General features: G+C 44.6%; 21 protein-coding genes. 12 read left to right on the top strand and 9 right to left on the bottom strand.

Going from position 1 to position 25830, the window contains the following annotated elements:
• Positions 1-49: 49 nt before the first annotated feature.
• The 4 genes from L1D60_RS04115 to L1D60_RS04100 all read right to left on the bottom strand — a co-directional run bounded on the left by L1D60_RS04115 (position 50) and on the right by L1D60_RS04100 (position 3110).
• Positions 50-781 (bottom strand): response regulator transcription factor, encoded by a 732-nt coding sequence (locus L1D60_RS04115; protein ID WP_239839866.1) that lies wholly within the window; start codon positions 779-781, stop codon positions 50-52.
• Between the two features lie 345 nt (positions 782-1126).
• On the bottom strand, positions 1127-1810 hold the full coding sequence (locus L1D60_RS04110; RefSeq protein WP_239839865.1) for a spondin domain-containing protein: 684 nt from the start codon (positions 1808-1810) through the stop codon (positions 1127-1129).
• Positions 1811-1819: 9 nt separating this feature from the next.
• A complete protein-coding gene (locus tag L1D60_RS04105) occupies positions 1820-2452 on the bottom strand; it encodes a spondin domain-containing protein (RefSeq protein WP_239840449.1) in 633 nt (210 codons plus the stop codon).
• Positions 2453-2771: 319 nt separating this feature from the next.
• On the bottom strand, positions 2772-3110 hold the full coding sequence (locus L1D60_RS04100) for a 50S ribosome-binding protein YggL (protein ID WP_032552676.1): 339 nt from the start codon (positions 3108-3110) through the stop codon (positions 2772-2774).
• A 237-nt stretch (positions 3111-3347) separates the two neighbouring features.
• Here L1D60_RS04100 and L1D60_RS04095 point away from each other — a divergent pair, with 237 nt between their 5' ends.
• A complete protein-coding gene (locus L1D60_RS04095) occupies positions 3348-5372 on the top strand; it encodes a PhoX family phosphatase (protein WP_239839864.1) in 2025 nt (674 codons plus the stop codon).
• 77 nt (positions 5373-5449) lie between these two features.
• Here L1D60_RS04095 and L1D60_RS04090 read toward each other — a convergent pair whose 3' ends face one another.
• The 3 genes from L1D60_RS04090 to L1D60_RS04080 form a co-directional block, all read right to left on the bottom strand.
• Entirely contained in the window at positions 5450-6070 is a 621-nt protein-coding gene (locus L1D60_RS04090) for a LysE family translocator (protein WP_239839863.1), read from the bottom strand.
• A gap of 188 nt (positions 6071-6258) precedes the next feature.
• Positions 6259-7545 (bottom strand): DEAD/DEAH box helicase, encoded by a 1287-nt coding sequence (locus L1D60_RS04085; protein WP_032552679.1) that lies wholly within the window; start codon positions 7543-7545, stop codon positions 6259-6261.
• A 159-nt stretch (positions 7546-7704) separates the two neighbouring features.
• Positions 7705-8688: a GTP-binding protein gene (locus L1D60_RS04080; protein ID WP_239839862.1), complete on the bottom strand. Its 984-nt coding sequence runs from the start codon at positions 8686-8688 to the stop codon at positions 7705-7707.
• Positions 8689-9255: 567 nt separating this feature from the next.
• On the opposite strand from L1D60_RS04080, the gene clcA reads away from it, so the two are divergent.
• Together clcA and L1D60_RS04070 are read left to right on the top strand one after the other, a co-directional pair.
• Complete coding sequence (gene clcA, locus L1D60_RS04075) at positions 9256-10662, top strand: H(+)/Cl(-) exchange transporter ClcA (protein WP_239839861.1); 1407 nt, start codon at positions 9256-9258, stop codon at positions 10660-10662.
• A gap of 201 nt (positions 10663-10863) precedes the next feature.
• A complete protein-coding gene (locus tag L1D60_RS04070) occupies positions 10864-11844 on the top strand; it encodes a TDT family transporter (RefSeq protein WP_239839860.1) in 981 nt (326 codons plus the stop codon).
• Positions 11845-11903: 59 nt separating this feature from the next.
• On the opposite strand, the gene L1D60_RS04065 is transcribed toward L1D60_RS04070, so the two are convergent.
• A complete protein-coding gene (locus L1D60_RS04065) occupies positions 11904-13382 on the bottom strand; it encodes a CHASE4 domain-containing protein (protein WP_239839859.1) in 1479 nt (492 codons plus the stop codon).
• A 110-nt stretch (positions 13383-13492) separates the two neighbouring features.
• Complete coding sequence (gene hmpA, locus L1D60_RS04060; protein WP_239839858.1) at positions 13493-14689, bottom strand: NO-inducible flavohemoprotein; 1197 nt, start codon at positions 14687-14689, stop codon at positions 13493-13495.
• A gap of 353 nt (positions 14690-15042) precedes the next feature.
• Here hmpA and norR point away from each other — a divergent pair, with 353 nt between their 5' ends.
• The 9 genes from norR (at position 15043) to L1D60_RS04015 (ending at position 25807) form a co-directional block, all read left to right on the top strand.
• A complete protein-coding gene (norR, locus tag L1D60_RS04055; protein ID WP_239839857.1) occupies positions 15043-16644 on the top strand; it encodes a nitric oxide reductase transcriptional regulator NorR in 1602 nt (533 codons plus the stop codon).
• 88 nt (positions 16645-16732) lie between these two features.
• Positions 16733-17092 carry a glutaredoxin gene (locus tag L1D60_RS04050; RefSeq protein ID WP_032552686.1) on the top strand — a complete coding sequence of 120 codons (360 nt, stop codon included), beginning with the start codon at positions 16733-16735 and terminating at the stop codon, positions 17090-17092.
• Positions 17093-17293: 201 nt separating this feature from the next.
• Entirely contained in the window at positions 17294-18751 is a 1458-nt protein-coding gene (gmtY, locus tag L1D60_RS04045; protein ID WP_210449892.1) for a gamma-mobile-trio recombinase GmtY, read from the top strand.
• Positions 18751-21417 carry an integrase family protein gene (locus tag L1D60_RS04040; RefSeq protein ID WP_210449893.1) on the top strand — a complete coding sequence of 889 codons (2667 nt, stop codon included), beginning with the start codon at positions 18751-18753 and terminating at the stop codon, positions 21415-21417. Before gmtY ends, L1D60_RS04040 begins: the two co-directional genes overlap by 1 nt.
• The gene (gene gmtX, locus L1D60_RS04035; RefSeq protein WP_210449896.1) at positions 21417-22094 is read left to right on the top strand and encodes a gamma-mobile-trio protein GmtX; all 678 of its coding nucleotides are present in this window, start codon (positions 21417-21419) and stop codon (positions 22092-22094) included. The genes L1D60_RS04040 and gmtX overlap by 1 nt, the downstream gene beginning before the upstream one ends.
• On the top strand, positions 22094-22531 hold the full coding sequence (locus L1D60_RS04030) for a VPA1267 family protein (protein WP_210449898.1): 438 nt from the start codon (positions 22094-22096) through the stop codon (positions 22529-22531). Before gmtX ends, L1D60_RS04030 begins: the two co-directional genes overlap by 1 nt.
• Positions 22528-24060 carry an AAA family ATPase gene (locus L1D60_RS04025; RefSeq protein WP_239839856.1) on the top strand — a complete coding sequence of 511 codons (1533 nt, stop codon included), beginning with the start codon at positions 22528-22530 and terminating at the stop codon, positions 24058-24060. Before L1D60_RS04030 ends, L1D60_RS04025 begins: the two co-directional genes overlap by 4 nt.
• A 6-nt stretch (positions 24061-24066) precedes the next feature.
• A complete protein-coding gene (locus L1D60_RS04020; protein ID WP_239839855.1) occupies positions 24067-24693 on the top strand; it encodes an ATP-dependent RecD-like DNA helicase in 627 nt (208 codons plus the stop codon).
• A 385-nt stretch (positions 24694-25078) separates the two neighbouring features.
• A complete protein-coding gene (locus tag L1D60_RS04015) occupies positions 25079-25807 on the top strand; it encodes a DUF5677 domain-containing protein (RefSeq protein WP_210450330.1) in 729 nt (242 codons plus the stop codon).
• Positions 25808-25830: the final 23 nt, after the last annotated feature.

Below are 25830 nucleotides of genomic sequence, written 5' to 3'. Positions count from 1 at the left end.
TCTAATTAGTTCATAGCGAGAAAAACGCACTGTGCATCCGAACTCGTTGCTAGCATTTAGAGTGAAACTTGTATCCAACACCCCACACCGTTTGAATGTAATTTTGTTCACCATCTTGCGTGACTAATTTGCTACGCAGACGATTAACCGTACTACACACTGTGTGGTGGTATCCGGCGTGGTGAGTGTTCCATACATGATCCAAGAGCTGATCTTTGCTGTATACACGCCCGGGTTTAGTGGCCAAAAAGGAAAGTAAGGAGAACTCCATTGCCGTCAACGAAACCTCTCTTCCATCTAGCAGCACTTGATGAAGTTCGGTATCGATAACCAATGGACCAAAAGACATCGTGTGTTGATGTTCTGAGGCTTGCTGAGGCGGCAGATCTTCGTGACTGATTCTTCGAAGCACATTACGTACCCGCGCTTGAAACTCTAAAACACTAAACGGCTTGGTTATGTAGTCATCTAAACCAGCTTCCAATCCCGAGACCTTGTCCATTTCGCTATCGCGCGCCGTCAGCATCAGCATCGGTGTCCAATCTTTCTCTTTCCTCACTGAACGACAAAACTCCACGCCATCACCATCGGGTAAGCCACGATCCAAAACCACTAAATCAAAATGGTTCTCTTTATAGACCGACCTCGCCTCTCCGATACTGGCGACTCTACATACTTCTTGCCCTTGAAATCGAAGATGCATAGTCACTAGCTCCGCGAGATCATTATCATCTTCCACCAATAGTATTTGGGCTGTCATATTGTTTGCTGTTGATTCCATAATTCAACCATGTTCCGATAGCGTCCATTTCTATTCGACCGGAACATGGCAGGAATTATTTCATTCGATTGGCTAGGGCGTGTTGAACTTTCGTGGTTAAGTTTTGTTCGAGATAAAAGCGTTTTAATCGCGGCGAGGGGGAAGTAGCCTAGTCATTCTAAGCAAATCCCCCTCAACAAAGAGTAAAACGCTTTTAGCCGAACCCTTCGGGCAACGTTTGCTGGTCATTTCTACTGCGTTATCGGCTTTTCATGTAGGCTAGCTACACATCAAAACCTCTGCCTTGTAGAAATACCCAGCAAATCGCTGCAAAAATCAGCTCGAAAGATCAACACGCCCTAAATTCTACTCTATTCGAGTAATAGACAGTCGAGCACCTGGGTTTAAGAAACGATGATTCGCGCTCAGTGCCGATGTGGTTAAACCATCGTCTTGGCTGATTACACCTGAGTGAAAAGAGACAGTGTCTGAATCATCGCGAGTGGCATTAAAACCTTCGCCACCACCAGCTGGACCTGGAATCGTCGCTGCGGTTTCACTATTTGCTTCGGTACCGGAATCCCACACATCCATATTCATGGTGAAAGACTCACCCACAGACAAGGTTTTGATATTAATACCCGTTTCACCGATAAAGGCATCATTGGTGTTTACGAGCATTGAAGCTAATGAAAGGTACTTAGCTTGTTTATAATTAAGGGTTAATGTGACGGTGTCACCCTCTCCCGGCAAAATCAACCCATTACCTGACACACCCTGATAAACATTGTCGTTGCTGTTCATCAAATCGATGAGTTGCGAATTACTCCCGCCTTCCGCTAAATATTCAAGTTCCGTTGATGCACTTGAGCCGATAGCAAACAGCTCAAAGTTCCCATTGTGGCTTAATATCGCTAAGGGCGACATTGGTTGGCTTGGTGTCAAGTTCGTTACTGTCACGTCGTAGCGATAATAGTGTTCATTGTCATCGCTTGGACAACCTGCGAGCACCCCCACAGAAGCAGCAATGGCTAAAATACGTAATTTCATAACTGCCTCCTATTTCACTTCAATCGTGATCGTCGCAACTGGGTTTAACCAGCGGTGGCTACTGTTATCGAGATCACTTATCCCGCCTGTTGCATTGTCATCACCAATGTTACCCGGATGAATATGAACTTTATTATTTGATACAGCGGTCTCTACGCCAGTACCGCCACTACCGAATGTGATGAATGGAGGGTTTGGCATACTTCCAGCGAGTTCATCATTCGCTTCTGTACCGGCATCGTAGCCATTGAGTGAAACTTTATAGGTACCGGCTTGATCTGGAATTTTCCAACTATCAAGGCCGACAAAGCCATCGTTGGTTGGTAGAAGCATTGCACTTAAAGACAGATACTTTAAATCACCAGTGTCGATAGTCAGTGACGCTGTTACTCCAGGGTTTAGGATACCGCTAGCTGGGTTTTCCGATACAACACCACCAGCGTTGGTAATGACACTCGACAGGCCCGAAATATCGCCACCTTCCGCCATAGCTTCCAGTTCAGCACTGGCCGTTTCACCGGTTCTAAACATAAACAAGCTAGAGTCATGAGCGGCGACAAGAATTGGAGTAAAATAGATGCCTTTCGTCGCATTAGTTATAGAGATATCCAGTTCAGCCGCGCTTAGTGTGGAAACTGACATAGATAGTGCCAGCGCAGAAAATGTGAGTCCGAAAACTTTTTGCTTATTCATAATGATTCCATCCTATTTTCACTCATCGAGCGAGTTATGCCTTTATCAAAAATGGTCATCGACCAAGGTGTTGATAAATAGGATGGCAATGAGATCTATCAGCGATTTCATTCAATTCTCATAAAAGTCTCACAAGTTTGTTGGTTTTCCCTCACTCGTAAAATAGAACATGCAAAATCACTAACAAAAAGGCCCAGTGAATAAACACTGGGCCTTGATTAATCTTGTTTGCTTCCACATTCCATTGAATGTTAAAAGCTGTACGAAGTTATAGGTAGTTCGCGTCTACTAATTCGCTCACTTCAACTTTGCTCACTTCTGCACGAGCTTCAAGCCATTGCGCTACTTGCAACTGTTCTGCTTCTGTTACTGAACGGTAGCGTTCCGTTGCGCAAACAAAGCCTTCAAATAACTCAAGACCACCACCACCAAAGCACAAACCGATACCATCGATAAAATCAATAAACTCATCGATGAACACATCGTACTGGTCGAAGTCAGTAATAGATGTAGTACAGCTCACTTCAAAACCCAAAATAGCGAATTCGCCTAGGTATAGTTTTTTACGTAGACGACGGTTCTTGTTTTCGATTTTATCTAATTTCATAGCATTCTCTCTTTATGATGTCGCCCATTTCTCATGGGGATATAAGCATTTATACACAGTTGCCCACTAATTCCAAAGAGATTTATAAGGCATTGAGCCCAAAAGCGTAAGAATCGTGCTACAGCAACAAAACCTTAATATAATTTATAAAAATATGTCACTTACTTCCATCAGGATTAGCCTCGTATTGACACTATTACTCTAATAACCATCTCAACCTCAATAGGAAGTAAGTTCATGAGCAAGGAAACATTCGATAGCCGTCGCTTTAACAATAGTGATAACAAACCCTTCGAAGAAGTATTGGAAGCGAGCCTGTCTCGCCGTAGCATTCTTAAAGGTGGTTTGGGTATCAGTGCAATGACGGCATTTGGTGCTTTCGGCTTAGCAGGCCACAGTGCACCAGCTGCAGCTGCATCTCAGGCGTCATCAGTAAAGAGCAGCGCACAGCTTGCTTTTGAATCTGTAAAAGGATCTCTGACTGACAGCGTCGTTGTACCTAAAGGTTACGTAGCACAAGTACTTGTCCCATGGGGTACACCACTGAACGCACAAGGTAAGGCATGGCGTGAAGATGGCAAGAACACTGGCGATGACCAAGCAAACGCCTTAGGCATGCACCATGATGGCATGCATTTCTTCCCGCTAGACGGTAACAATAATGATGGCCTGTTGGTTATCAACCACGAATACATCGACCAAAAGGCGCTGCACCCTAACGGACCGACCTATCAAGATGGCGCTCGTACCAGCACCGATGAAGTGCGCAAAGAGATCAACGCGCACGGTGTAAGTGTCGTTCGCGTTAAGCTTGATGGCAATCAGTGGGTTATGGTCGATAACGACCCGCTCAACCGCCGCTACACAGGTGCGACTACCATGGATCTTTCTGGTCCTGTTGCTCACACAGAGTTAGTGAAAACCAAATACTCTCCTGACGGCAGCCAAGCTCGTGGAACATTAAACAACTGTGGTAACGGCTATACACCTTGGGGCACATATCTAACGTGTGAAGAGAACTGGCCAGGCTACTTTGTTAACAAAGGTCAAACGACCACCGCGCAAGAGCGTATTGGTATCTCAACAGACAAAACACGCTATGGCTGGGATACACTTGCTGGCAATTCAGAAGAGCGATTGGATGAGTTTGCGCGCTTCGACGTAACACCTAATGCTAAGTCTGCGAAAGACGACTACCGTAATGAAGCTCATGGCTACGGTTACATCGTTGAGATTGACCCATACACCGCCAATTCACGTGCAAAAAAACGTACAGCATTAGGCTGCTTCCGCCATGAAGGTTGTACATTTGGCAAGCTGACCGAAGGCCAACCTATTGTGTTCTATTCTGGTCACGACTCTCGTTTCGAGTACCTCTACAAGTTCGTATCTGATGCGAAATGGGATCCAAAAGATGCGAAACCAGAAAACCGACTTGTTGCTGGCGACAAATACATGGATAAAGGCACGCTATATGTGGCTCGATTCAATGAAGATGGCACAGGCTCATGGCTTCCATTAACGCTAGACAGCATTACTGCGAAAGGTGGCAAACTGTCTGACACATTCAACTCACAAGCTGAGCTGATTGTGAACACAGCGGGCGCTGCTGACTTGGTAGGTGCAACTCCGATGGATCGCCCTGAATGGTGTGCCGTTGACCCAATGACTGGCACGGCTTACCTAACGCTAACCAACAACACTAAGCGTAAAGAAGCGAACTCAGCCAACCCTCGCATTAACAACAAGTTTGGACATGTGATCCGTTGGGATGAAGGTAAAACAGCGGATGCGTTCCAATGGGATATATTTGTGTTCGGTTCACCAGCAGTGTCGGATCCAAAGATCAACCGCTCTGGTCTCAACGACATCAACCAATTCGCGAGCCCTGATGGCTTAGCTTTTGATGGTCGTGGCATTCTTTGGATTCAAACCGATAACGGTGCCGATGAAGTCACTCAGTACACCAACGACCAAATGTTAGCCGTTGTTCCATCTCAGCTAACAGATGACAATGGTGACCCTGCCGTTATCAATGCTGAAAACCAAAACCAATTGAAGCGCTTCTTTGTTGGTCCAAATGGTTGTGAAGTAACAGGCTTTACCATTAGCCCAGATTACAAATCTCTGTTTGTGAACATTCAGCACCCAGCAAACTGGCCAATGTCTGACGATGCAACCGCCGAAACAAAAGGCAAGGTTCGCCCAAGAGCAGCAACAGTGGTAATCCGTCGTGAAGACGGTGGTGAAATCGCGGTTTAACGCTATACCACTTACCAAAAGCAAAAGGGCGATGGATAATGAATCCATCGCCCTTTCTAATTATAAAATCTACAATATCAACTCACAAACAACCACACGCCGACACCCATCATCAAGGTTCCAGCAATACGATTCATCAAGCGAACATTGTCTGCTTGTCCCAATAGATGCTTCAAACTCTTTCCGCCCGTCGCGTATAGCGTCATACAGACAAATTCTGATACCAAGATAATAGAGACCAGAATAGACAACTGAGGCACTAACGCTTTAGAGCTGTTGATGAAAGGCGGCAATAGAGAAATCATGAATGCCCACCCTTTTGGATTCGCGATGGCAGTGACGAAACCTTGCACAACCAAGTCCCAATCATTACCTGTCGCTTGGCTTTGGCTGTCTGTGCTGATGGCCAATTTTCCCTTTGAGCGCCACATTTGAACACCAAGGTAAAACAGATACGCTGCACCAACGAACTTAAACCCAGTAAACAACCATGGGTAGTTCAGCATGATAGAAGCAATACCCAATACCGCAGCGACTGATACCACACCCACGCCAACCAGTTCGCCCGCCATCATCCATAACGTGCGACGATAACCAATACTCATACCGAGTGTGAGCGCTAATGTCATGCACATCCCAGGAGTGATTGAGACAAAGAAAAATGTGGGGATGAAAGCCAAAAGTAGCGCGCTATCCATATTGTTACCTTATTGCTTTGTATTAAGTAAAACTGACTGTTTTTGATTTAGAATCAGCGTATTGAAATATCGATGGTGGCATAAGCAGCGTTAATATTTACATACACTATCGCTCTTTATAAATTTAACAGCTCTTAAAACGTAAAAGAGCCACATTACAGTGGCTCTTTTCGTATCACCAGCGCAATTTACTTACGGCGGTTCTTGATACGCTTCATCATTGCTAGACGGCGCTCAGCATTCGCTTGGTCTGGCTTTTCTTCGTTCGCGTTATTTTTGCGACCTTGGCGGTTCTTGTAAGCCGACTTGGTGTTTAGCTTCTCGATGTAAGCATCACGCTTTTTAGGCTCATAGCCAGGCTGCTCAACGCGGCGAATACGCTGTTGGATTAGCTTCTCTACCTGTACAACCGTCAGCTCTTCTTCTCGGTTTACAAATGAAACTGCGTGACCTTGTTTACCGGCGCGACCAGTACGACCAATTCGGTGAACGTAGTCCTCTGCAAGGAATGGCATGTCGTAGTTGATTACGTGTGGTAAGTCTTCGATATCTAGACCGCGAGCCGCAACGTCTGTTGCTACCATCACACGCGCTTTACCTTCTTTAAAGTCATCCAGAGCACGACGACGCGCACTTTGTGCTTTATCGCCATGACAAAGTACAGCTTTGATGCCATCAAGTTTAAGCTCTTTTACAACCTCGTTTGCTGTCTCTTTGTAGTTCACAAACACAAGAACTTGGCGCCAGTTTTTACGACCAATCAGTTCTGATAGCAGCTCTGTTTTACGCTCTTGGTCTACTGGGTAAACCACGTGACCCACAGTTGCTGCAGTTGAGTTTTCACGCTCTACGCTAATGCGCTTTGGCTTACGTAGAATATCAACAGAAAGTTGGTTTAGTTGCGTTGAAGTCGTTGCTGAGAACATCATAATTTGAGGTGACGTTTCAACATCCATCATGATCTTACGGACAGCATTGATAAAGCCCATATCAAGAATACGGTCAGCTTCATCAAAAACTAAGAACTCAAGATTAGAAATAGAGACATTGCCCTCTTCCAGATGCTCTTCTAGACGACCTGGTGTCGCTACAAGAATATCGACACCTAGATCTAACTGACGAACCTGTGATGACATCTTGTTGCCACCATAAACCGCAGCCACGCTGAGTTCTGTGTACTTAACGTAGTCTTTGATGTTTTGTGCGATTTGAGCAACAAGCTCACGTGTTGGAGCAAGGATTAAAGCACGAGCTGTACCGCGTGATGCTTTATTCCCGCTGTTCAACAGGTGCTGAATGACAGGTAATGAAAACGCAGCTGTTTTGCCCGTACCCGTTTGTGCCGTAGCAAAAATATCATGGCCTTTACGCGCCATTGGGATCGCTTTTTGTTGAATAGGTGTGAGTTTTTCATAACCACACTCAGTCAGCGCTTTTACGAGTTCAGGAGCAAAACCTTGAGAGGAAAATGACATTGTTACGAGTTCCTTAAGCAGACAGCCTACATTTTTATTTCAGCCGAGCACTATAAAGTAATTAGAGTGATTTATCTCACATTTATCGTGATATAACGCAAATTTTATCACTCTAAATGGCACTTATTGAGTTTGAAGCCCAACAAGTGCCCTCTTTTATTACTTCAAGCCACAAAGTTTGAGCAATACCTGTTCAAGATCTGCCCACGGCATGAGTTGCGAATCAATCACTTCTAGGCGGGATTCAAAGCCGTCTAAGCTGATTTCATGAACCGATACCACTTGGTTCGCAACATTAAATGCAAAGCAGCCTTGGTCGGTATTCACCACGGCTTTTACCCTTTCAGCTTGTAGGGCAGAGAGCATAGAAAACAGTTGGTCGAAATCAAACTTGTGTTCGGCACCAAATAGCCAACCACAGCTAAAATAGCCTTGTCCTTTGTTCTCTTTACGAATGAAATCTTCGCCCGGTGAAAGTTCGAACTGAGGCTCTTGCTCGGCATGGTCATGATGATGCGCTTCAATTCCAAACGATGCGCCACCACGAACACGTTCAATATCCAATACTTCAAGAGGCACTTCACCATCATGAATGAGTTTATGGAATACCTTAGCCGGAATTTGATTAGTCACCCAGTCATTAAAGGTGTCGATATCTTCAGAGTGCACAAGATCCACTTTGGTACCGATGATCACATCTGCGCTATCCAACTGGTCGTTGAAGTTTTGATTTGATGTGTACTTTTCATCTGAGAGATAACGAGGGTCAACCAAACCTAGTGTAGCCTTGAGATCCACATACGGTGTGTATTGCTCTGAGGTTAATGTCGCAATCACTTGTTTAGGGTGCCCTAAGCCAGTCGGCTCGATAAGAAGACGATCAGGCTTTTGACGAAGTAATGCATTGATACCAACAGACATAGGAACGCCAGCAGTACAGCACATGCACCCACCAGGTACCTCTTTAATCAACGCACCTTGATCTGTCATTAGCGCGCCATCAATACCAATTTCGCCAAATTCGTTAACCAATACTGCCCAGTTTTCGTTCTCTGGTTTGTTCTTCAACAAGTTTAAAATCGCGGTCGTTTTACCCACGCCGAGAAAGCCCGTAATAATATTGGTCGGAACTCTGTTCGTCATAGTTCATTCTCCTTTTTTTAGGAGTATATACCGAATATCAAAGGTTTGTCCGCATTGTATTGATGTCTCCAGAAAAGGAATTGAGGTCGTTTTAAAGGGAGCGCGTACATGCGAGTCAGAACATGACGAGACAACATAGAGTAATAGAAAGAATTTATGCGGTTCCAGATAGACTAAAGGCGCACTTCGATAGCGCGCCTTACCCTCGTTACTCAATCGTGAGTTCGCGAATCAGGAAGTCTTGTCATCGACCTGAACATTTAACGAGGAATTAGAATTTTGTTTTCGAATCCATCCAAATTGTGTGTAAAACCTCACTTCTCCTTGCGGTTCGTTATGTTGCTTTACACTTTTACTATGGTTCATTTTCGGGGTAATTCAAGCTGCCTCAGATAAATCGAGCAAAATTGTGACAGCGATTCCACTATATTGTCCATACACCTCATTAATGTAATAAACTATTTTCATAAATGAAATTCAACTTTGCATCTTTGCAGCTATAGCATATTCATCGGAAGCGTATAATTTACTGCAGTCCCATCTCATCAGCTCAGGAACCTACCTTCAATGACCAACAGAGAGAAAATTAAGCAGTCCCTTTTAGCAAAAATGCCAAGGGGGGCTATTAGCCAATTTCTCTCTAGAGATAAAACGCCCGCCTCAGTTCTGTTTCTTTCCTGCATCGTAGGTGTCCTCGCAGGGGTTGTTGGTACTTATTTCGAGGTTGCGATTCATTTCATCACAGAGACACGTACCGACTGGCTGAAAGATGAAATAGGTAGCTATTTACCGCTTTGGTTAGCGGCTTTTCTTATTAGTGCGGCTTTTGCTTTTATTGGTTATTTCCTTGTGCATCGCTTTGCTCCAGAGGCTGCAGGATCAGGCATCCCCGAAATTGAAGGTGCGATGGATGGAATGCGTCCCGTTCGATGGTGGCGAGTGCTACCTGTCAAATTCTTCGGCGGTATGGGCGCATTAGGCTCAGGTATGGTGTTAGGCCGTGAAGGACCGACTGTGCAAATGGGCGGAAGTATCGGCCGAATGGTTACCGACATCTTTCGAGTTAAGGATGATGACAGTCGACACTCTTTGCTCGCCTCTGGTGCCGCCGGCGGTTTGGCAGCCGCATTCAATGCTCCGTTAGCCGGGATTATGTTTGTTGTTGAAGAGATGCGACCTCAATTTCGCTACTCACTCATTTCGATTAAAGCTGTGATCATTTCTGCCGTTTCAGCCAATATTGTCTTTCGTTCAATCAACGGTCAATCGGCTGTTATTACTATGCCTCAATATCAGCCACCCGAACTGAATGCTCTATGGTTGTTCTTATTGTTAGGTGTGTTATTTGGGCTTTTTGGGGTCGTTTTCAATAAACTGATCACCCTTTCACAAGACATGTTTGTCGCAATACACAAGAACGATCGAAAACGCTACTTGGCAACGGGGACATTACTTGGTGGCTGTTTTGGCTTATTGCTTCTCTACATTCCTGAACTCACTGGCGGTGGTATTGGTATCATCCCTAACGTCACCAATGGCAACTACAGCGCAAACATATTACTCCTGATCTTTTTAGGTCGTGTACTCACGACGTTACTCTGTTTCGGTTCAGGTGCACCCGGCGGTATCTTTGCTCCAATGCTAGCTTTAGGGACACTCTTTGGCTATGCCTTTGGGCTTACCGCTGCAGCACTATTACCGGGTCTTCACATCGAACCAGGAATGTTCGCGATTGCCGGTATGGGTGCGTTATTCGCGGCTACAGTTCGAGCCCCGATTACGGGCATTTTATTGGTCATCGAAATGACAAATAACTACTACCTGATCTTACCACTGATCATCACTTGTTTAGGTGCTGTGATCATTGCACAAATGTTAGGTGGCCAACCAATCTATAGCCAACTGCTTAACCGAACACTCAAAAACGACAAGCTAAGACAGCAAGATCTCCCTCAGCAAGAGGAAGTACGTTAATAACAAATAACTCATAGAACAAAAGCACACATTCAACGTGCTTAATGTCCCGATTCCGTATCAAAATCAAAAAAGCAAACGTTAAACTTGCTATCATCCATTCAAATTTTATTGAGTGCCCTCAACAACTATTGATGGCACGATTTTAGGCTCAAATTAGAGCAAACAATCTATTATTTGATAGCAAGTTGGAGCAAGTCGTTGAACTGGAAAAGATTAACCCAAGTAAAGAATGTGCCACCATCTCAGGCGTCTTTAGCACTTGGTGTTATAGGATTAGGACAAGCATGGGCTTTATATATCCCAGGAGTTGGTGAAGTCATTCGCCCCTATCTTGCTTCACTTGGCGCATTGCTGCTACTGCCTGTTTTACTTCGCTATCTCACTAGTTTTAATACCTTCATTAACGACATCCGCCACCCGCTAAGTGGCAGTTTGATGGCGCCGATGAGCATGGCACTATTGATCCTGTGCGACTATCTCGCCGAGATATCCCCCATCATCGCCTATCCTATCTGGTTCTGTGCACTATTGCTTCATTTTACTATGATGGTGTTGTTCTTTAGCTTCCAAATCATCAACTTCAAAATGTCCAACATCGTACCAAGCTGGTTCTTGTACCCAGTAGGGTTAATTAGCAGTTCATTAGCGGGTACTCAGTTTGGACACACGGTATTTTCTGAAACACTTGCCGCTACTTGTATTGGTATCTATTTCTTCATGCTACCAGTGGTGTTATATCGCTTGGTGTTTGAGGGAAATCTCCCTAGAAGAGCTCGCCCAACGCTGGCGATCATGGCAGCACCTGTTAACTTGTCGCTCGCAGCCTACTTGGTTAATTTCCCATCGCCAGACCCAATTTTAACCGGCGCTTTGGCTGGAATTGCCATCACGATGACGCTGCTAATTTACCTATGCTACATCCGATTAATGCGTCTTAAATTTCAGCCCTCCATCGCAGCTGTAACCTTCCCTTCGGTTATTAGCGCTGTCGCAATGCATCGACTGACTGATTTCTTTGGTTCTGAGTTCCCACAATGGTACTGGCTGCACAACTTTGGCTTCTTTGAACTTACCGTGGCAACGATTCTGGTTATCTGGGTATCTGGTGGTTATGTGAAAATGTACTGGCCAGAACTATTCAAGCCCAGGCAGCTGATTAAGAAAGAGAAACATACCTAAATACCAAGGTCGCAGCACTCTGTGCGTACTACGTTTGTAGTCCCGTGCAGATATTAACGTCAATCTTTCAGCCTAAGTATAATCATTGCACCCTTTTGATCGGTGTCGTTGTATAAAATTGGGCTAACCTGAATTTCAAGAAAGTGTATTTGATTGGGTTCACTGAGTTTTCGAATGTTTAGCTGGCCACTGAATTCACTGTAAGTTTCTAAGGCGCGGTATAACCAATTGGCAACACTGGGGGCGTCATCATCTACGCTAGCAAATAAGAGTTCGAAATCTTGCTTGTAGAGCTCTTTCGAATCTATGTTCAACCATTCGGCGGCGGCAGGATTGCAATAGTCGACTTTACCTTGTGCATCCACCGTGAAAATAAAATCACTGATCGAATACAGAAGGAGCTGACTAAACTGATGTTGCTGATAAAGGTTGTTGTATATCTCGCTGAACTTTTCACTGAGCACTCCTATCTCACCATGTTGAGAGTAAGAATAAGGCCTAAGATCCTCCGCTAATTGAGACCCATTAACCTGATTAAGCCACGCAACTAAGCCCTTTATTGGTCGGGTAATAGTGGCTCTTAACAACATCAGCAGAAAGAATGTCAGCAAGGCGAGTAACAATATTTGAGGTATTAGCCAACGCCATAGGCTCGACATTTGGAATGGTTCGCGCTCAAGTTGTATTTCAACGAGCACTGGCAAGGTCAGTTCTTCGGAGAGAAAAAGGCTATACGTGCCTTTAATTATATCGTCATGAAAGATGATCTCTGACTTTTCTACACGCCAAGCATCACGATACACAATCGTCGTGATTGCATCCGGTTGACTCATGTTCACTAAATTAAAAGACTCACCGATACCTCGGCTAATTTGATCCATCATTCGTTGATCAATCTCTCGGAACACAGTAATACGCCCATTACTTGGTAAACTGCCCGAATTGTCGCTTACCTCATGAGAAACAAAAGCCAGTATTCTTCCTTTTAGAAAAATACTACCCCTCTGTACCTTCTTGCCTTGTAGCAACGTGCCATCATCAAACTCACTCCAAAGTTGAGAGTCTGTAATAAAGTCGTATGTGCTTATTCTATAAAGTGCTTTTCCAAATTGGTCATGTACTATTAAACCATTAAGGTCTGCCACCTTGAGTGAATCCATGTCCAGCGAACTCTTCACAAACGCGATATTAGGATTCTCTATGAAGTTATACGCCTCATCCCAATAGGCATAATCTTTGGTTAAGTGTTCGATATCATCTATTTGACCGCCTAACAGGTTTAGCGCAACGCTCATCGATTTCTCAACACGCTTCTCCTCGGTATCTTTCTTCTCTTGCAGACCCGCATAGAGTGATAGGCTAGTCATGACAGCGAAAATCAAAGCCATCGCAAAGACAAAAATCAATACCAAACGTCTTTCAATAGAGTGGTGCCACTTCATGCGACTTTCAATTGTCAAAGGATGCCTCGAGTATAAATAGTTTGATATACGGTTAATTGGCAGTATAAATTCAAACCCACCTGTATTCCATACCATATATATAAAACATCGATATCTAAATACTTTCTTTTTACAAAACACGCCCTTTTACAAACAAAAAAGACCTCATAAAAATGAGGCCTCTTAACGATTTACTGAGATTCAATCTAGAACTGAGAGTGAGGTCCAAATACCTCGTAGTGAACACGAGAGCGATCAATATTCAGAGCATCTAACTGTTCAACAATATTCTTCATGAAACCAACCGGACCACAGATGTAGAAGTCGCTATCTTCAAATCCAGCTGTTTCACTCACTTGTGATAGGTTCATCTGGCCTTCCAATACACTGTCACAATCCGTTGCAGGCTTGTTCATGTACCACGTTTTCGCTGACCAGCCTTTGTCTGCAACAATGTCAGAAACACGCTGAGTAAACGAGTGCTGCTCTACTTTCTCACATGCGTGTAGATACAAAACAGGCTCATTTTTTTGCTGTCTGCTTAGATATTCCAGCATCGATTGCATTGGAGTAACACCCACACCTGCTGAGATCAACGTTACCGGTTTTTGACGCTCTTGATAGAAGAAGTCACCCGCTGGCGCATACAGCTTCACTTCATCACCCACCTCTACAGAATTATGTAGGTGATTTGAAACGAGACCTGAGAACTGGCCGCCCTCACCTTCACGTTTAACCGAAATACGGTAAGTCTCACCGTTCGGTGTATCTGAAAGCGAATATTGGCGAATTTCATTATTCGACGCACCATCAGGTTTGACTTCAATACCGATGTATTGACCCGGAACGTAATCCAACACAGGGCCATTGTCCTTTGGCTTGAATACAAAACTCTTAACCAGATCGGATTCAACAATCTTTTGCTCTACAACGAAGGTTCTTGCTGCTTCCCAACCACCAACGGCCAGTTTGCGTTGTAGGTAAAGCTCACCTTCGCGATCAATGAAGATTTGAGCAAGGAAAAGGTATGCGGCAGTCCACGCCTCTTCAACTTCTGGGGTGAACGCTTCTGTTGCTAGTTCACGTAATGTTTCAATTAGGTGGTGGCCAACTATTTGATAATGCTCTGGCTGGATATTAAAGCTTGTGTGTTTTTGAGCAATGCGCTCTACCGCACCTTGCAGCGCCGCTAAGTTTTCAATGTTCTTCGCGTAAGCAGCAATCGCCTCAAACAAGGCTACACCTTGGCGTCCAGTCTGTTGATGAGTCATATTGAAAATGTCTTTCAACTCTGGATTATGAGAAAACATACGCTGATAAAAGTGTGTTGTTAACGCCGGGCCTGCACTCTCAAGTAGTGGGATCGTAGACTTGATGATATCGATATGTACATTGTTAAGCATGGATTTACTCCGAACACTGAGCCTCATGACATGTGTGTCACTTTGACTGCCTTTAGAAAATAAGAATGACTTTACGATTTTTTGATATCTAAGTTATTTTGACTTGTTTTTATCTCAAAAAATCACGAAAACCAATTAATAACTCATGATTGATTGAGATCAAAAATGCATCAATAAATCATTGGTATAATTAGATTTCGATATCTCTTTAGCACATTCAGTGCCAACTTATTCCACGCCCGCCATCATTAGCTTTTGTGCAGATTCTCACTTTATAAAAATGTCAAAAAGACCTTTTATTTGTGTCATTAAGACTCTATCATGTATTTAAACACACACAGTTAGAGTGAATTATGCAAGATATCTCCGCATCAACCCTCATGGAAATGACCATTGGCCTCGCCAGTGGTGTTAACGATCAAGACCGCTTTAATCGCCTTATTGATGCAATTCGAAAGACGATTACCTGTGACTGTGTGGCGCTATTAAGTCTCCAAGGTGACACGCTGGTGCCAATCGCAATGCAAGGCCTTAGCCGTGATACTTTCGGTCGCCGCTTTATCATTTCAGAGCACCCTCGTTTCGATGCTATCTGTGCCTCAAAGACACCTGTTCGTTTCGACTCTGACAGCACTCTGCCCGATCCATTTGATGGTTTGCTGATCGATCACGATGGCGATCTTCCTATGCACGCTTGTATGGGGCTACCACTCCTCTTTGGTGACAAGCTACTTGGTGTGCTCACCTTAGATAGCCTTACACCCGATGTTTTTGCCAACATTCCTGCTCGTAACTTAGAAGTGCTTGCAGCTATCGCGGCTTCAACTATGCAAATGGCCCTCACTTTCTCTCAATTGGAAAGCCAAGCGAAACAGTCAAAACAGCTGTTAGAAGAACTTAACGAAGAAGCGTGGGAACGTGAAGGCGGCGAGTTGATCGGTAAAAGCGATACCATGATGGCGCTCAAAAACGACATCGCTGTCGTTGCTCCTTCTGAGTTCAATATTCTCATTCATGGTGAAACTGGCGTTGGTAAAGAGCTGGTTGCACGAACGCTGCATCATCAATCGGCGCGCAAACGTAAGCCTTTGGTATACGTTAACTGCGCAGCTATACCTGAAAATTTAGTCGAAAGTGAACTGTTCGGCCACGTACGCGGGGCATTTACTGGTGCAGATAAAAACCGTTCCGGTAAATTTGCTTTAGCCGATGGCGGCACACTATTTTTGGATGAGATTGGCGAACTGCCTCTAGCAGCGCAGAGTAAACTATTACGTGCATTACAAAACAATGAGATTCAGCCTGTTGGTCAAGACAAAATTCAAACTATAGATGTGCGTGTATTAGCAGCGACAAACCGTGATTTAAAACAAGAAGTTGAAGATGGTAACTTTAGAGCCGACTTGTACCACCGACTGAGTGTTTACCCTATCGCTGTGCCTGCGCTTCGTGAGCGTGGAGATGACACGAGCTTGCTAGCTGGCTTCTTCTTAGAGCAAGCTCGACGCAAGCTTGGCATTAATCAAATCAAATTCCGCTCTGATGTGTTGGTGTTCCTGAACCGTTATAACTGGCCAGGTAACGTGCGTGAGCTTGAACACGTAATCAGTCGCTCAGCCCTCAAAGCACTTGCGAGAAGCACAAATAAACGCTTGGTGACAATAACCAAAGAAGACTGTGGGCCATTAGATCAAGAACTCGCACTGCATTCGGCAGCTTCAAATACGCAAGGTCAAGGTTCAATGGCAGCGCCTGAGATTGATCTATCGGAAGGTTTGCGCGGTGCCACTGAGGATTTCCAAAGAACCATCATTACTGATGTTCTGGAACAGGCGAACTTTAACTGGGCTCAAGCAGGCAGAACATTAAAAACCGACAGAGCTAACCTAACTCGTCTTGCTAAGCGACTAGGCCTTAATGTCGCTAAGTCGCACAGTATTGAAAGGACGAAATAGAGTTTCACAATTGTTACGAGCATCTTTCTAGACTTGTGTATATAATGCTGCGAATTCTAATCCTAATTGTGAAAATATAGAGATAATTATGAAGTTTATCCGTTGGTTTCTAGGTCGCATCATTCTGCTCCTTAACTTTGTATTTACGCCACGTGGTGTTAAACGCTCAGCCGAAGATCAATCTAAAGTTGATGAACAAGCAAAGAGCTACGCTCTGTATCAATTCGAAGCTTGTCCGTTCTGCGTAAAAGTACGTCGAGCGATGAAGCGTCAATCTGTAAAAATTGAATTACGTGATGCGAAAAACAACGATCAACACCGCGCTGAGCTTGAAGCTGGTGGTGGTCGTGTAAAAGTACCATGTCTTCGTATTGAGAAAGATGGCAAAACAGAATGGATGTACGAGTCTTCAGACATCGTTGCGTACCTTGAAAAGAACTTCGCTTAGCTCTTTCACTAATTGCTAAGAACTAATCAAGTAACTGTTGTTCTTGAAAGCCAGAATCAAAAATCCCTCATCATTTTATATATAGTAACTTAAAGAGTGTATATTGTGTATTAAGGCAGAGAAATCTGCCTTTTTATTGCACAACCAACATTGTAGGTATACAGTCAATATCGTGTACAATATGTATAAGGAAAGCATAATTTGTCATCAGTAAAAGTCAGAGCGACGATTGTAGAGGACAATACGGGCATCAAAAGCCAACTGCCTATCTTGCTAACTGAGCAAGGAGAGTTAAGTACGGTCACGGACTACCTACTCAAGCTAGAGGCGGACGGTGTGAGTAACTCCGTCATGAATGGATTTCTTCAAGCGGTGTCCTTGTTGCTGGATTATATGGAAGCAAATAGAGGATTGTTTGACGATCCGAAGTTGCTCTTTCAGACCTTTTCTAAGCGGTTGTATACAGGAACGATTGGTGAAGATGGACTTGACCCATCAGGTTTGTATTGGGTGCCAAGTTCAACCAGTAACGTGAATAAGCACATTCACCGACTGACGGCATTCACCGATTGGTTGGCAGATAAGCACGGCACTGCACCAATGAATCCCTTGCGTGATGCCACACCTCATGAGCAGCGATTGAATTACGCTGCATGGTATAGAAAAACCCAAAATGATTTCCTCGGTCATATTGAAGATAAGACCGTCAATAAAACCATCCGTAAAGCGCGAACCATTAAGGGACGCACACCACTCACTAAAACTGAGGATGATGCTATCGCCTTTCCTGAAAAGCATTGGGAAGATTTTTATATAAATGGCATCGGTGGCGCAAGCGACCCACGAGTGGCACTCAGGGATAAGTTAATACTCCTTCTTATGCACGGTGGCGGGTTACGCGAAAGTGAAGCTTTAACGCTTTGGGTGACAGACGTGTTTGAAGACCCCTATAACCCAGATAGGGCTATCGTTCGAATTTACAGCGAAATTGACGGTAAAGCGCCTAGTGACCCTGAAGTCCGCTCCAAAAATCAGAATAGAGAGACGTACCTAAAGGAGAAGTATGCACGTATCCCTCGCCAGCGCATGAAAGGCACCGCACATCTTGGCTGGAAGTGTCGCGTGGTTGACCACCGCGATAATTATATACGGGTGCAGTGGTTTCCAACCGACTATGGAAAAGTGTTTATGTCACTTTGGAAAACCTATCAAAAGTACCGCGCCAGCATCGACTGTCATCACCCTTATGCGTTTATTTCGTTTCATCACAGCGCGTTAGGCAACCCATACACCATCAACGCTTTTCATGATAACTACGCCAACGGCTTGAAGCGCACTGGTTTAGAGCCAAACAAGGCAGAAGGTCAAGACCCACACGGGCATCGACATAATTACGGCAGACGGTTAGAGCGCTCAGGAGTTAGCCCCTTGGTGATTAAACGTTGTATGCACCACAAGAACCTAGATTCACAAATCCCCTACACAGGAAAAAATCAGCAGGAAATCTCTGATGAACTGACCCAAGCGACACTGCAACTGGTAAACCCTGAAACCAAAGTCAAAGCACTCGACTGGAAAGCACTGGTTGAGCATGGCTTTGATGACATCGACCCACAGGGTTACTTCACTGGCAAACGTCCAAAATTGAGAGGTAAATAATGTCGGGAAAACGCAGAAAAAATGACGGCCGCTTATCGGATTCAACCTTTTCTTGGTTACTCACCACGCTTGGTGCGGAGTGGCAGCAATGGCAGGAGTTGGCTGCTGAGTGGATGGCAACTCAAACGACAGGTATTAGCAATAAACTTGAGGCTCTAAATCGTTTCTTTGAGTCCTATCTTGCTGAATATGCACCCTATGCCATCGGCAATATAGATTTGTTTTTTAAGGGCTACTGCGGTCATCAATGCTCTAGCGAAGAGTTGAAGATTCTTGTAATGAAAACACAAAATACCCCAGAAATTATCTCTAAAGGCGTGAATTTTCCTTGTGACTTTATCGACTTTGTTATTGAAAAAGTATTCTCCGAGGAAGATGACCATGGCAACCTTGTTCCCTTAGTTCAAAACCCGCTCAGTAAAATTAAAATACAACTTAATGCTACGGAAACCGTGCGTAACCCTTTGCCGTATCGCTACATTCAGGACTTGCGCCAAATCCTTTGCCCGTTGCCTGATAAAACTGAACTGACCGTCATTGAGCATAACCTTAAGAAAGGTGAAACCTTGTTGCCTGCTTACCACTACCGTCATTTCAAGCACTGGACGTGGACGCAGCAGCAAACAGGGCAAGGACAAACTAAAGGCGGTGATTGGTTTGAAGTAGACTCTGAACTGATTGATAAATCCGACCCTGATTGTGTGTGGCGTACCAAAGAAGTGACCCGCAAAGGTAATAAAATTATCATTCACCAAATCTGGTCGCCCGTCAAAGCGATGGTGATTTTCATGAAGCTCCACCTACCGCTACGTACCTATCAGGTGCGGATGCTAGACAGTGGTGAAGCCGATACTTGGCGCTACGAAAACGGTCAATGGGTAGTAAACACCCAACATGATTTTGCCCTTGGCAGCGCAAAACGCCCATTTGGGAAAGGTATCTTCCGCCGCATTCACGACACCATGACAGGGCTGTATTCCACAGGCTTGTATATCAACACCAACAAGACCGCCGACCAAAACAAAGACGAACTAGAGCGTGGTTACATCATCCCTTGGCAACACGAGGAAGTGCTGTACTGGCTGGAAAAACTGCGCAACTGGCAAGAAAAATACAACCCGATTGCAAAGCCCACCGATTGCACCACCCTGCTGAACAAGCACACGAAGCACAAGAAGTCGGATAAACAACTAAAAAGTATGGGTGAAATTGCTTTTTTGTTTCGTGATGCGTCAGCAAAGGGTGAGGATAAATCCAAACCAATTGTAGGCACCGTAAATGTAGCGACTTTCTGGTATCAACTCCTATTGACGCTAGAAAACCAGCTCGCAGAGCAAGGCAACACACTGGATAACGGAGAACGTTTAAAACTGGTTGTGGATTACCCTGAAGGTACTCCAGAAGGTGCTAAAGTTGCCACATCCTTTCCATTGCACAGTTTGCGAGTCTCACTCATCACGGCGTATACGATGGACACGCAATTGCCACTGCCTGTGATTTCTAAGCTCTTAGCAGGGCATACACGCCTGTTGATGACCATCTACTACAACAAAATCACTCCATCGGTGATGGCAGAGAAGATGGACGAAGCACATGGTGAGTTGGATGCCAAGTCCAAGCAATCGGTGCGCAACTTCCTTAAAGATGCCTCAATGGAGCAAATCCAATGCAAGATGGTGTATCACAGTGATGATAGCGTTCAGGCAGCACTGATTAATCGCAATCCAATCGGTTGGGAAGAGCGTTCGTGTGGTCTGTGTTTGGTCGGTGGCAACACTGTAAAATCGGATGAAGTCAGCACCCTTGGCGGGTGCTGGAACGGTGGAAAGTTGATTAAGGATTCAAAAGTCGCTGCCAGCCGCGTTTATGCCAGCGTGCCACATGGCGCTGAAAACTGTATTAGCTGCCGCTGGTTTATTACCGAAGCACGATACCTTCCTGCTCTAAATGCCCACTTCAATCAACTGAGCTACAAAGCACATCAGGCGGCTAACCTCGCTGTGGAGATTGAGGGCGAGCTGGAAGCTCTGAAAGACGAGCAGTTCTTTTGTGAAGAGCAAGGCAAGCCATTTATCAAGTACGATGAGCTGCAATCGCTACAACGCCGTTGGGAAAAGCAACGAGTCGAGGCAAGTGAATACGCTGAAGACTGGATAACGTGCTTTGAACTTATCAACAAAATCATTCGTGTTGAAGAAGCCAGAGTCAAGGGCGACACCAAAGACAAACTGATTGCGGTTGGCTCTGAGCAAGATGTCAGCCATGCCTTGAAGTTTATCGAAACCGACTCAGAGTTACTGCACTTATCGCTGCTTTGTGATGACGCTGAATTCTACCCTGATTTACAGGATGAACTTCGTAAAACGCCTGCCATAGAAAAGCGTTCACGCCAACTCAGTCGAGTGCTGATGAAAAAAGGCTTTAAGCCAATTTTCATGGAAATGGACGACAAACAACAGCTCATCGCCGCCAATGCCATGCTGCGTCAGATGGCGAAAATTGCCGACCCTGACGACAAACTTGAAGGCTACCGCAAAGTGGCGAGCTACATCGAAGCGGGTGAATACCTGACTGATAACAAACTGTTCTCTCAGGGTATACATGCACTGACTGATAAAGCCATTCACCTAGATAGTATCGCACTACCGAACTTATTGGAGGACTAATGGAACTCGATATTGACGTCATTCTAGCTGACTTAAAAGAAGGTAAAGTACCTCGCACGCAGCAAAACCTCGATAAGCTCAATGACACGCTGAAAGCCTATTCAGAATCAGGTCAGCGTGACTTCTCCATCACGCAAATTGGTCGAGTTTCTGCGGAAAATGGCGGATTGGCGTATGAGGCTTTGCGTGCTACCCGTAACAAGCACTACCGAACACTCATCGAAGCTTGGGCAGCAAAGTACAATACCAGCATCAAAAAACCGTTATCCAACACGTCACGGTCTAAATCCATCCCAGCGGATAATAAACTGTTAGAGCGTATCCCAGACCCTGCGGTACGCGCCTTGTTTGGTCAAATTATTGCCGAGCGCAACCGTTACCGCAAAGAGGTTAATTTGCTCAAGCAATACGCCAATATTACCATCGACAAACGCCCTGTGCGCCAGTTTGATACCACAGCAGAACCAAGCGTGGAAGTGCTGCCATCCCTATCAGGCGTACTCACCGAATCTGAGAAAAAAGCCTTAGCGTATGCCACCTCAGATGAATGTATGGAGGCAAACAACTGGCAATACAGTAAAGCGGGTCAGGTAAAAGACATGGAATACAACAGTGAAGTATTCCCTAGAGGCTTTGTCACAGGACTTCGCAAACTGTTGGGCGAGGTTGATAACTAATGGCAAGTGGGCGGCAGAAAGCGCAGGAAAACCTAGAGGCATTTGAGGTCTGGAAAGCCACACAGACGGACGATGACTTTAAACAAATCGTGTTCAGAGGTCAGCTTAATCGAATCGAGGTGGCAAAGGGGATCGGCTGTGGGAAATCGGCTTTAAACCAAAACCCTGCCCTCAAAAAAGCGCTCAAAGCCCTAGAGGGTGAGTTACGTGATAGAGGCGTTCTTCCACCTCTTACGGAAACTGCCAAGAAGAATGAGGGTAAGCCTAAAACCTACGACAACACAGCCAATCGAAAGCTTCTCGATTCAAAGCGGGTGTCGTCATTAGAAGCTGAGAACATTGAATTGAAAGCCAAAGTCAATGAGCTTGAAAAGCGACTTGAGCGCTTTGGTGAGCTATCTGAAACCTTATCCGAAATGGGGTTGATGCCACGATGAATGCCGCTTTGCATGAAGACCAGATGCGCGTCACCAGCATCCCTTATCGCTCGACCAAGATGGTGATATTCAGCGGTGTGCCGCTGGCGAAAAACTCTTACAAAACCAATAGTGGGAAGTATTACGTCACCATCAAAGCCGACCCAGATAGCATCCCTGTGCTTCCAACGCTGGGTCAGCATTGGTCAGTCAAAGGCGCTCGCCAGATAGAAAATATGGAGATGGGTGATTATGTAATGCAGCAGCACACGTATGAATCACCCAAGCATATTGAATGCACGCTGCCCGAAACAGGTGAGCAACTGATACGCTTTGTCGCCAGAGAAAGTGACTTCAAGGGTATTGGCGAAAGCAAAGCTAGAGCACTCTGGCAGCTCTTGGGTAAAGACTTCCATGCCACACTGCGAAATGACACCTCAGAGTCTAGAAAGCGTCTAATATCGATTCTGAGTGACGATTCAGTGGAAGCGCTCTTTAAGGGGTACGCCAAATACAAAAATCTGGCACATTGCAACTGGATGAGCGAGCACAACATCCCCGCCAGTGTGCAGCAACGACTGCTCAAGCATCACGGTGAAGCCTCCATGGAGGTAATTAAGGATAATCCTTATGCTTTGATGGGCTTTGGTCTTTCGTTCAGTGCCATTGAAGATATTATCAAGGTAACGGATTTTAAGAGCGATGTTGCGAAGGATGACCCAAGAAGGCTCAGCGCTGCTCTGGAAATGGCGATTCGCAAGGAGATTGAAAAAGGTCACACCTATACCACTCATGCCAATGTGCGCCCTTACCTCAACAAACTATTGAAAGACAAAGCACTGGTCACTCAGGCGTTCCAATCAGGTCATGATAAAGCTCAGTACATTTTAAACCCCGACACAGGAGCCTATCATCCAACGGCGCAACTTCTGATGGAAAGTGTCGTTGCCAAACGGCTAAATACACTGATTAAGCGAAATGACTTGTTTGATGAAAACGCCAATGCTGCGTATTGCTCTGCGGTTGCGGAGCTTCCCTACGAATTAACTCCTAAGCAAATCGAAGCCGTCACAACGTGTCTGGATAATGCGGTAAGCTGTATTACGGGCGGTGCAGGAACGGGCAAGACAACGGTACTCAGAACGGCTCTCAAGGCATATCATCAACTTGGATTTGAAATACACGCCGTTGCACTCAGTGGTCGCGCTGCAATGAGGCTTCATGAGTCCATCGGTTTTGTTACCTCAACCATTGCCAAATTGCTGCGTGAAGACCCTATTGAACCCAGTTTCGATAAGCCCAATCACCTACTGGTGATTGATGAGGCAAGCATGATTGACTTGCCAACCATGTATCGTCTTGTGAATCACATTCCCCCCTCTGTACGATTGATATTCGCTGGCGATCCCGATCAACTTCCACCGATTGGCTGCGGCAAAGTGCTGGCAGATATCGTTGAAGCAAAAACGGTCGCCAATACCATGCTAGATATCGTCAAGAGACAAGAAGGTTCAACGGGTATCCCCGAATACTCAAAGCTAATTAATTAAGGTCTGATGCCTGACCAATTAAGCACGGGTGCAATACACTTTCACGAAACCAGTAAAACAGACATTGCCAAAGTCTGTTGCGAGCTTTACCAAGAATCCCCTGATAGTAGTCGTGTCATGGCTCCAACCAAGGCACTCGTATCAGAAATCAATAAACTCACCCAACAAGCCGTTAACCCAGATAGCACTAGCCTTGAGTTCGAAGTCAATGGTGATAAGTTCTTTTTGCCACTTCGCATGAATGATGCGGTGTTATTTACGCAGAATCATTACGACAAAGGCATTCAGAACGGCTCACTTGGTATACTAACCAACGCCAAACCTTCTGGTGATAGTTACGGTGAAGTGACGCTAGATACAGGTGAAAAGGTCGAGATAACACAATCCGTTCTCGACTGCATGGAGTTGGGTTACGCAATCACCCTACATAAAGCTCAAGGGTCACAGTTTCCACGCATCATCATCGCTCTGCAAAACGGAAGAATAGTAGATAGAGCATGGCTCTATACGGCAATCACGAGAGCTGAAAGTGAAATCCATATAGTTGGCAGTAGTGGTGACATGAAGCAAATCACCGAGGCACCTAGTCACTCTCACAGGCGGAATAGCTATCTGAAAGAGTTGTTAAGGTAGAACATTTCTGCCCCAATATGATTTACGTAAGATTTTCTGTTCGGTATTTAGTTTGGTGTTTGACTTACTTTTCCTCATGACAAACTTCCTGCTATATGACTAAATTTTCTAATTCACAACAGACTGACCTTCAATCACACTTACACTCGAATATGTTGTTCAACCATTTCTAAACTATGGAATAATAGAGAACTAAAGGGAAGTTTTTGACTGATAATGTGCCTAGAATCGGAAGCAATGTGTGCTTGCACGGTATTTAATTATAAATTAGATCTAAACTGGATTATGTTTTAATTTTTCAGTTAGTTAGGTAGTATTCTTGAGATGTTCTTAAGGCATCAATTCGTGCTGAACGATATTGAAATGTTATGTGATTAGGGAAATTATGAATTCTGAAGTATTAAAAAAATCAATAGAGTTTGCCAATGAGCATGTAGTTCAATTGGAAATGCAAAATAACTATAAGTATCATGCATATTCGGTTGGTTTATATTGCTCGTTGATCGAGCTATCTCAATCATTTGAAATACTTACAAGAGACTACGTTCATACAGGTGCTCTTGTGTTATTTAGATCGTTTATGGAGCATTATGTAGACCTTATTAATTTGAGGAATAATGAAGACTATATTGATGTTCTTGATTTGGACAATGGATACTCTCGCCTAAAGCAATTGAAGCAAGCGAAGGATGGTAATCCATACTTTTCATCACTAGAGTATTTAGCTGATACTGATATACCTAGAATCCAAAAGGAAAATGCAAAATTAGCTGAAAGTCTCAATAAAAAGCGTTATTCGGTTTTAGATAAATTTCAATTGGCAGGAATGGAAAATGAGTATAAAGGTTTGTATGCGTATTTGTGTTGTGAAGCACATAGCTCGTTGAGTGCTATTGTTAAGCGCCACTTTCGCAAAAACGAAGCTAAAGATCATATTGAGTTAGTCGTTCATGCGTCTGAACCTAGTGATAGCGATGTATTCTACGTGGCAAATATGGCCTTATATCTTAGTCATGCGGGCAGCTTAGTATGTGAAATCTTAGATAGCGATATCAAATCTAAGTTTGACGAATATACTAAAGGTATTCAAAACTCTGTAAGCAAAATCACATAACAAATGCATCAACACGATTTACT

The organism is Vibrio sp. Isolate30 (genome assembly GCF_022397975.1).
GTDB classification, from domain to species: Bacteria; Pseudomonadota; Gammaproteobacteria; order Enterobacterales; family Vibrionaceae; genus Vibrio; species Vibrio fortis.
Note: the sequence above shows the minus strand (reverse complement) of the source record. Positions and strands in the feature narration are given on the sequence as shown.

Excerpts from the sequence above, each read along its gene's own strand:
- L1D60_RS04115 (WP_239839866.1), bottom strand. The coding sequence starts at position 781 with ATGGAATCAACAGCAAACAATATGACAGCCCAAATACTATTGGTGGAA.
- L1D60_RS04110 (WP_239839865.1), bottom strand. The coding sequence starts at position 1,810 with ATGAAATTACGTATTTTAGCCATTGCTGCTTCTGTGGGGGTGCTCGCA.
- L1D60_RS04105 (WP_239840449.1), bottom strand. The coding sequence starts at position 2,452 with ATGTCAGTTTCCACACTAAGCGCGGCTGAACTGGATATCTCTATAACT.
- L1D60_RS04100 (WP_032552676.1), bottom strand. The coding sequence starts at position 3,110 with ATGAAATTAGATAAAATCGAAAACAAGAACCGTCGTCTACGTAAAAAA.
- L1D60_RS04095 (WP_239839864.1), top strand. The coding sequence starts at position 3,348 with ATGAGCAAGGAAACATTCGATAGCCGTCGCTTTAACAATAGTGATAAC.
- L1D60_RS04090 (WP_239839863.1), bottom strand. The coding sequence starts at position 6,070 with ATGGATAGCGCGCTACTTTTGGCTTTCATCCCCACATTTTTCTTTGTC.
- L1D60_RS04085 (WP_032552679.1), bottom strand. The coding sequence starts at position 7,545 with ATGTCATTTTCCTCTCAAGGTTTTGCTCCTGAACTCGTAAAAGCGCTG.
- L1D60_RS04080 (WP_239839862.1), bottom strand. The coding sequence starts at position 8,688 with ATGACGAACAGAGTTCCGACCAATATTATTACGGGCTTTCTCGGCGTG.
- clcA (WP_239839861.1), top strand. The coding sequence starts at position 9,256 with ATGACCAACAGAGAGAAAATTAAGCAGTCCCTTTTAGCAAAAATGCCA.
- L1D60_RS04065 (WP_239839859.1), bottom strand. The coding sequence starts at position 13,382 with ATGGTATGGAATACAGGTGGGTTTGAATTTATACTGCCAATTAACCGT.
- hmpA (WP_239839858.1), bottom strand. The coding sequence starts at position 14,689 with ATGCTTAACAATGTACATATCGATATCATCAAGTCTACGATCCCACTA.
- norR (WP_239839857.1), top strand. The coding sequence starts at position 15,043 with ATGCAAGATATCTCCGCATCAACCCTCATGGAAATGACCATTGGCCTC.
- L1D60_RS04050 (WP_032552686.1), top strand. The coding sequence starts at position 16,733 with ATGAAGTTTATCCGTTGGTTTCTAGGTCGCATCATTCTGCTCCTTAAC.
- L1D60_RS04040 (WP_210449893.1), top strand. The coding sequence starts at position 18,751 with ATGTCGGGAAAACGCAGAAAAAATGACGGCCGCTTATCGGATTCAACC.
- gmtX (WP_210449896.1), top strand. The coding sequence starts at position 21,417 with ATGGAACTCGATATTGACGTCATTCTAGCTGACTTAAAAGAAGGTAAA.
- L1D60_RS04030 (WP_210449898.1), top strand. The coding sequence starts at position 22,094 with ATGGCAAGTGGGCGGCAGAAAGCGCAGGAAAACCTAGAGGCATTTGAG.
- L1D60_RS04025 (WP_239839856.1), top strand. The coding sequence starts at position 22,528 with ATGAATGCCGCTTTGCATGAAGACCAGATGCGCGTCACCAGCATCCCT.
- L1D60_RS04020 (WP_239839855.1), top strand. The coding sequence starts at position 24,067 with ATGCCTGACCAATTAAGCACGGGTGCAATACACTTTCACGAAACCAGT.
- L1D60_RS04015 (WP_210450330.1), top strand. The coding sequence starts at position 25,079 with ATGAATTCTGAAGTATTAAAAAAATCAATAGAGTTTGCCAATGAGCAT.